This window comes from Paenisporosarcina sp. P4_D4, assembly GCF_056401835.1.
This window is the reverse complement of sequence record NZ_JBFUIO010000105.1, coordinates 1-6,828: the sequence shown is the minus strand read 5'-3', so window position 1 is coordinate 6,828 and position 6,828 is coordinate 1. Positions and strand designations below refer to the sequence as shown.

The 6,828-nt window shown below is 36.8% G+C and carries 10 protein-coding genes; 4 read left to right on the top strand and 6 right to left on the bottom strand.

Going from position 1 to position 6,828, the window contains the following annotated elements; genetic code table 11:
• From AC1DSL_RS14865 to AC1DSL_RS14855, 3 genes are all read left to right on the top strand, one after another.
• Positions 1-767 (top strand): ParM/StbA family protein (locus AC1DSL_RS14865; RefSeq protein WP_477532766.1); only part of this gene is annotated, 767 nt, incomplete at its 5' end.
• A complete protein-coding gene (locus tag AC1DSL_RS14860) occupies positions 754-1,038 on the top strand; it encodes a hypothetical protein (protein WP_477532765.1) in 285 nt (94 codons plus the stop codon). The genes AC1DSL_RS14865 and AC1DSL_RS14860, both read left to right, overlap by 14 nt.
• A gap of 31 nt (positions 1,039-1,069) precedes the next feature.
• Positions 1,070-1,246, top strand: coding sequence for a hypothetical protein (locus tag AC1DSL_RS14855; protein WP_477532764.1), 177 nt, complete (start codon positions 1,070-1,072; stop codon positions 1,244-1,246).
• A 212-nt stretch (positions 1,247-1,458) separates the two neighbouring features.
• Here the strand turns inward: AC1DSL_RS14855 and AC1DSL_RS14850 are convergent, their stop codons facing one another.
• Positions 1,459-1,776: a recombinase zinc ribbon domain-containing protein gene (locus AC1DSL_RS14850; RefSeq protein ID WP_477532763.1), complete on the bottom strand. Its 318-nt coding sequence runs from the start codon at positions 1,774-1,776 to the stop codon at positions 1,459-1,461.
• A gap of 10 nt (positions 1,777-1,786) precedes the next feature.
• Positions 1,787-2,749, bottom strand: a complete 963-nt coding sequence (locus AC1DSL_RS14845; RefSeq protein ID WP_477532762.1) for an asparaginase — start codon at positions 2,747-2,749, stop codon at positions 1,787-1,789.
• A 282-nt stretch (positions 2,750-3,031) separates the two neighbouring features.
• Between AC1DSL_RS14845 and AC1DSL_RS14840 the strand changes: the two genes are divergently transcribed.
• Entirely contained in the window at positions 3,032-3,397 is a 366-nt protein-coding gene (locus AC1DSL_RS14840; RefSeq protein WP_477532761.1) for a hypothetical protein, read from the top strand.
• Positions 3,398-3,447: 50 nt separating this feature from the next.
• On the opposite strand, the gene AC1DSL_RS14835 is transcribed toward AC1DSL_RS14840, so the two are convergent.
• The 4 genes from AC1DSL_RS14835 to AC1DSL_RS14820 all read right to left on the bottom strand — a co-directional run.
• A complete protein-coding gene (locus tag AC1DSL_RS14835; RefSeq protein ID WP_036659715.1) occupies positions 3,448-4,416 on the bottom strand; it encodes a YpdA family putative bacillithiol disulfide reductase in 969 nt (322 codons plus the stop codon).
• Positions 4,417-4,717: 301 nt separating this feature from the next.
• Positions 4,718-5,482: a metallophosphoesterase gene (locus AC1DSL_RS14830; RefSeq protein ID WP_477532760.1), complete on the bottom strand. Its 765-nt coding sequence runs from the start codon at positions 5,480-5,482 to the stop codon at positions 4,718-4,720.
• A gap of 74 nt (positions 5,483-5,556) precedes the next feature.
• Positions 5,557-6,186 (bottom strand): CBS domain-containing protein, encoded by a 630-nt coding sequence (locus AC1DSL_RS14825; protein WP_016427437.1) that lies wholly within the window; start codon positions 6,184-6,186, stop codon positions 5,557-5,559.
• Between the two features lie 75 nt (positions 6,187-6,261).
• Positions 6,262-6,828, bottom strand: a 567-nt coding sequence (locus tag AC1DSL_RS14820) for a LysM peptidoglycan-binding domain-containing protein (protein WP_477532759.1), incomplete at its 5' end; no start/stop codon positions are given.

Here is a 6,828-nt window from a genome sequence, read left to right as displayed (position 1 = left end):
ATAATGAGGATATGTTTTATTCTGTTAAGGGATTATACGGAGATCGAACATTAACCGAAACCAATGGCAAGCACGATTTTGTTGTTGACTATTTAGGCAAGAAATATGTCATGGCAACCTTAGCCAAATACGATTGTGCAATGCCTATGGAAATGCATACAAAGTCTAAGGCTAATTTGTTTTATGAGTTATCAACTTTAGTAGCAATACATCAATACGGCTATTCTTCCAATTATCTAGTTTGTTCAGTACCTATTAAGATGCACAATGAAGATGAAAAGAATGCCAGAATATTAAGCTTAAAGAAATCTCACACAATCGCAGTGAATGGGATAACAAGAACTTTTACAATTGATGATGTTAAAGTAGCTCCAGAAAGTGCTGTTGCCTTTTGGTTACATCAGCCTAAAGGAAAGACTAGGTGGCTTGATTTAGGATCGAGGACGATTGGTTATGCCAGTACAATCAATGAAGATGGTGTAAACAGATTTATAGATACTGAAAGTGGGACGTTTTTTGGTAAGGGGCTGCAAGCATTAGATGAACAATATGATGCTAAAGGTCTTGCAGACTACATTTGTGGACGACTAATAAAAGTTTGGGATAAATACGATAAGGTTTATTTATTGGGTGGAGGAGCACTAGACAAAGAACTAGTAAAACACATACTACAATACTTTCCGAATGCAGAAGTCATAGATAATCCGCAAATGGCTAATGTAAAGGCGATGTATAGACTGGGGACTATTTCATATGGCATTTATTAGAACAGAAGAAGAAGCGAACAAACTAATCGAAAAAATGATGAAAAAAGGCAAAGGAGATTACATTACTCAAAGTGTTGTTTTTAGAAAAGATAATCCTAGGCACGTTGARTTGCTGAAGAAAGTGTTAATGTCTTCAGAGTCGTTCGGTGGATTCACTAGAGAAGTTTTAGCAGAAAAATTTAGCGGTGTTCCAATTGAGCAAAGCGTCAACAGAGCAGCTACCATTGAGGAGAAAATTGAAAAGAAAGATGTCGGAAACTTTCTGATATGAGAATGAAAACAAACTTAAAGGAGAGAAAATAATGACTAGAAATTATGTAGTTATCCCTACCAATAATAAAGGTGAAAGATTAGAATGGATGCGTTCAGATGAGCCATTAACATTGAAGGAGAAATTGATTGTAAACACAATGGGAATAACAGGATTGTCCACCTTGATTTCAGGTCTAATTGCTTTTAATGGGGTGATAATTCGATGACAGTTACCTTACATGCTTGGTGTGGAATGTGTAACAAAGAGACAGAACATGACACTGGATTGAAGTGTAAAGAGTGTGGAAATTAAACTAAATACAACACAAAAAGGGTGATTATCTGTCACCCTTACTTTTTTGCGTATTCGGATATAGGAGTAAGGCTCAGCTACCTCCCTGCTATTATCGCTAAAACTTACCCTGTCACCCTAAATTGATTAAAATCGAAGGTGGGTACGAGAGAGCAAAATTGACTCCTGATCCTTGATGAAAATTTCCAATAAGTTGAAATCCTCGATAATTATTGACTCAACATATTCCTCTACTACTTCCCTGTCAATTGTATTGCCTAATCTTTTTTGTATGATATCAATTAGAAAATCTTCTTGAATTGGAATGCGGATACACTTGCCGAAATTATCGTAATTCGAGCATATATAGCGATTAACTGATCTTTCTTTCTTGAGCTTAAAATTGCTTCCACAATGAAAACATTTAATTTTCTTATTGAATAGTGATTTATTTCTAATGACCATTTATTTCACCTCAAAAATTGCTGCCAATATCTTCAATGTCAGAAGCCATCATAACGGCAAGTTTAATCCGAGCTTTTTTGCTATCAAGATCATGACCTAATATGACTCCAAGTTGAGATAAATTGTGAGCACTTCCTAGATAATTGTATGTAGGATGCACATGACCCTCTTCAGCACTTGTTGTGACAACAATATTAACCTTATCCAATTGAACAGCATCAGCAATTGCATCCATCATTTTAGGAGCAACCTGACCTCTCCCTGAACCTTCAATTACGATACCTTTTACTTTCCCCGTTGCAAGAGCAGAAATTAAAAAGCCATCAGCGTCCGTGTAAGACTTTATAATGTCCACTCTAGGGATAGGCTTGACCATTTGATATACTTCCCTGTTAATGGGCTTCTGGTACACGCTGACGACATTATTATCAATGATGCCTAAGTAACCATGTCCAAATGAATCAAAGCCTTGTAAATTAGAACTGTGGACTTTCTTTACATATTTAGCTGAATAAATTCTTTCGTTGAAAACAACTACCGTTCCAACTCCAATTAAGTTTTCTGATATAGCAACATAAACAGAATTACGTAAGTTGGAAAATACATCTGTTCCAACTTCATGAGGAGATCGCTGAGAGCCAGTTACAACAATTGGTCGGTCACTATTAATGGTTAAATCTAAAAAGTAAGCAGTCTCTTCTAAGCTGTCTGTGCCATGTGTAACGACTACCCCACTTACTGACTTATCTTCAAGTTCCTTATTGATTGCTTTTCGAATTATCTCCATTTCATTAAAACCAATGTGCATACTTGGAAGTTGAAGTACATCTACTACTTTTATTTCAATGTCTTCTGGTAGCTGACACATTGCTGCTAATTCGTCTCCAGTAATTGCTCCTGAATTTAACTTACCTTCGGAATCTTGTTTACTTGCTATCGTTCCACCTGTTGTGATTAATGACACCTTTTTCATAAAATAATTCACCATCCTTAGCTATATAATACACCAAAATTGTCATTGTGGATAACTTTTAGTTGGATTATAATTATCTATAATGCTTCAAAACCCTTGATATATAAGGCTTTACGGGAATAGACCAATCTAACTCTTTTGAAATGTATATATGACCAATCACATACAAGTAATGTATCAACTTTCCAAAGTCCTCAATATGGACCAATCGGACTCATTTCAAAAACGACTATTCATTTTCACCATACCCCCAACTCGCGTGAATCATTTGAAGTGGATGACGTGTCACCAAAAGTAGCATTACTTAAAATCTATGCTGGCATGGATGCAGACTTGCTGATGCATGTGGCAAATTCGGGCTATAGCGGAGTTGTTTTGGAAGGATTGGGACAAGGAAACGTTCCGCCTGCCATTATACCCGCTATTAAACAACTTATTCTGCAGAAGGTTCCCGTTGTTTTGGTTTCCAGATGTTACAACGGCATTGCGCAGCCTGTGTATGGTTATGTAGGTGGAGGGAAAATGCTAGAAGAAATGGGCGTGTTATTTGCACATGGACTCAGTGGTCAGAAAGCACGAATTAAACTGTTGATAGCGCTATCTGATGCTCGATGCTCACAATCCCTTCACACCATTTTTGAATATTAATTTTCCTTTTTAACACTTTTGATTCTACATAAGAAAAAGCTGCTGTTCACTCAGCAGCTTTTTTTTGATTTGATCGCGTCCGCAATTAACTCGCCGTGAAAGCGACCATTTTCAATGAAAATTTCATTTGCATTATTTCCTGCCGCTAAAACACCAGCAATATACAAGTTTTCAATATTGGACTCCATCGTCAATTCATTTAACAATGGTCTGCCGGAAGCTTCGTCAATATGCACACCCATTTGGCGCAGGAAGTCATGATCCGGATGATACCCAATCATAGCAAAAACGAAATCATTTTTAAGGGTGATGACTTGATCTGGTTTGCGTATCCGTACTTCTTCTTGTCCAATTTCTTCAACGTGTGAATCAAATAGCATGGTGATTTCACCACTGCGAACCAAGCCATCAAATTCAGGCAGTATCCACGGTTTCACGCTACTTGAATAAGTACTACCCCTATATACGACAGTTACTCTGGCCCCTGCTTTATTTAACTCTAAAGCTGCATCAATACTCGAATTTTTACCCCCAATAACCACTACATCGGTATCAAAATAAGGATGACCTTCCTTGAAGTAATGGCTTACTTTCGGTAACTCTTCTCCTGGTATACCAAGAAAATTCGGATGGTCATAATATCCGGTTGCAATCACTACATGTTCAGTTTTATAGGTAGATTTTGTTGTATATACTTCAAACATATTTTTGATTTTCTCAACACGTTGAACCGTTTCGAATTTGCGGACGTGTAATTTTTTCATTTTTACCACTTCGCGGTAATAAACAAGTGCCTGATTTCGTTTTGGTTTACGTCCTTCAATAATGAACGGTACATCCCCGATTGACAGTTTTTCACTTGTACTAAAAAAAGTTTGATGAGTAGGGTACTTATAAATCGCTTCCACGACATTCCCTTTTTCAATTATGACGGGTGAAAGCCCGATATTTTGTAAAGATATTGCAGCTGCGAGACCACAAGGACCCCCACCTACAATGATTGCATCTACTTTCTCCATCATTTTACACTTCCTCTATATAAAAATCTCCTATCTAATGATTGGAGAACTAACTGTACAATACAACTAATTGKCATTCGTTTTTTCTTCAACCCAATAATCCCATTCACTCATGCTTGGTCCGAGAATATTTTGATTCATTCAACAAGTTCTGCACTGAGCGCTCATCAAAATATAGAAATGCCTGCAAAATATCCTGTTGAATTTGTGAAATTCAATTTTCAGCATGCTGATTAAACGGTCTGGAAGATTCTTTTTTTAACAATTATTGTAAACGTCGTGTGTGTGCTGCGAGAACATTTTAAAAATCTTTATTTTTAATGGTCAAGATGTGACATTCTGCAGGTGCACCCAATCTGAGAGGAATAAAAGTTGTACCGAAGCCATTACTGATTAAAGTAAATTCATCTCGACCTTTTATCAACTCACCTTTTTGGTAATATCCCCATTTCCCTAATCGAATCTGTCCCCCATGAGTATGACCAGCCAATAACACGTCAGAAGTGTAACGGTCTTTTACTTTATGAAAGACAAATGGAGTGTGTGAAACAAAGACAATCGGGTCGTCTTCAGGTACATTGGCAAAACTTTTACTAATGTTCGCTCTTCCTGAAGATACATCCTCTAAGCCAACAATCCAGATATGATGAGCATTCGTTTTTACACAGATTGCTTCATTTTCTAAAATTATTCCACCCACATTTTGAATATATTTTCGGATATGGTGTTCTCCCACTTCACGGTCATTATTACCCCAAACGTAATAAATAGGACCAATTTTAGCCAGTTGTTTAATATTGTCTTCAATTTGCCCTAAAGGTACACCACTTTCCGCCAGATCTCCACCTATAATCACTGCATGTATATCTGTTCCGACTTCCTCAACTAAATGATTCGTTATTTTCCTTCGATGAATATCGGAAATGAAAAACAGGCGGAATGGATGCTCATCCTTATAACTGGATATGTCAATTTGCTGGTGACGTATATTCGTCTCAAAAGCTTTTTTCACCATAATCAATGGTATACATAAAGTAAAGCCTATAATTGTTGCCAAATAACGCATGTATTCACCTCTGAATCAAAATAAAAAGAGGAGGGTTTCCCCTTCCCCTTACTTTTATGAAAGTTGTATTTCGATCAATCTTCTTCCATATGCAATACGCGGAATCCAGAACGGTCAAGTTCTTTCAAGAATTTTTGTACATTATCACGTTTCTCGATTTTCAACACGATACGTCTCAATAATTTGTCTGATTCATCAAATGTAACTAATGAAATCACAGATTCATGGAACTTTTGAATAATGTCTCCTACGCGGGCTATCTGTCCCTCTGTCTCTACAGACGTAAATGTTATGCGAACGCCAGGACTATCCATTCCAAAAGCACTTCTGAATTGATCCATGATATCAAATCGAGTGACAAGACCTAAAAAGCGATTTTCTTCCACTACCGCTATAATTGGAAAGTCATTTAGTTGAAGTAGAGAATCTTCAAAAACGTCATCAATGGATAAATAGATTTCCGATCTTGTCACAACGTCCATTAAAGACGTGCTTGCAAGAAAATCTTCTTTGTTTAAACCACTGTAATAAAATGCACGGTAAACAATATATCGATTTAAAATACCTTTATAATGGCCATTTTCCAATACTGGCAATGCATCGATTTGATTTTTTTCCAATATGTCCAGTGCCGCTTGCACCGACTCTGATGTTTGAATTGAAATACATTTTTCCTTTGGAATCATTACACTTTTCGCAAACATGCTGTCACCTCAATCTTTCTTGATTATTAACCTATTCTACAAAACTCACTCTTATCCTCTTTATAATACAAAAATTTATGGAAGAATCAATGTTTGCCCAGTTGAAATCGAGTCTGATGAAAGTCCATTTGCAGATTTGATTTTTTCGACGGCATCTGGTGAATTGTAATAATTCATGGCAATTCGGTAAAGTGTTTCACCTGGTTTAACGACATGTGTCTTGGAATCTGAGGATTGTTCTTCATCCCGTGTTATGTCAGTTTCTTCTTCAACTTCTTCGGTTTCTGTTACTACTTCTTCTGGTGTTTCTTCTTTGGTTTGTTGTTCAGTTGTTGAAGATTCTTCCGAATTCTCCGTTTCAGTGTTTTCTTCAGCGGACGCTTCTGACTCAGTGTTTTGAGAATCTTCTTCACTTGCTACATCTTCTTCATTTTGTTCATATTTGACTTGGCTATCGTCATGAACTGTTGTTTCATTCGCATTCGGCTCATAAAATGCAAAAACATAGATCAGAAATGAAACAGGTATCAGAATAAAGAATAAGAACAGGATGGGTAACAATAAATTGCGTTTTTCTTTCTTCTTTTTAGGATCAACATTCGTTGAACGTCTGGAAGCACGTGTATTGGGTTTTTCATCACC

What these genes read in the sequence shown, in the direction of transcription:
- AC1DSL_RS14845 (WP_477532762.1), bottom strand. Translation starts at nt 2,749, where the DNA reads ATGAAAAAGGTGTCATTAATCACAACAGGTGGAACGATAGCAAGTAAA.
- AC1DSL_RS14835 (WP_036659715.1), bottom strand. Translation starts at nt 4,416, where the DNA reads ATGGAGAAAGTAGATGCAATCATTGTAGGTGGGGGTCCTTGTGGTCTC.
- AC1DSL_RS14850 (WP_477532763.1), bottom strand. Translation starts at nt 1,776, where the DNA reads ATGGTCATTAGAAATAAATCACTATTCAATAAGAAAATTAAATGTTTT.
- AC1DSL_RS14825 (WP_016427437.1), bottom strand. Translation starts at nt 6,186, where the DNA reads ATGTTTGCGAAAAGTGTAATGATTCCAAAGGAAAAATGTATTTCAATT.
- AC1DSL_RS14830 (WP_477532760.1), bottom strand. Translation starts at nt 5,482, where the DNA reads ATGCGTTATTTGGCAACAATTATAGGCTTTACTTTATGTATACCATTG.
- AC1DSL_RS14855 (WP_477532764.1), top strand. Translation starts at nt 1,070, where the DNA reads ATGACTAGAAATTATGTAGTTATCCCTACCAATAATAAAGGTGAAAGA.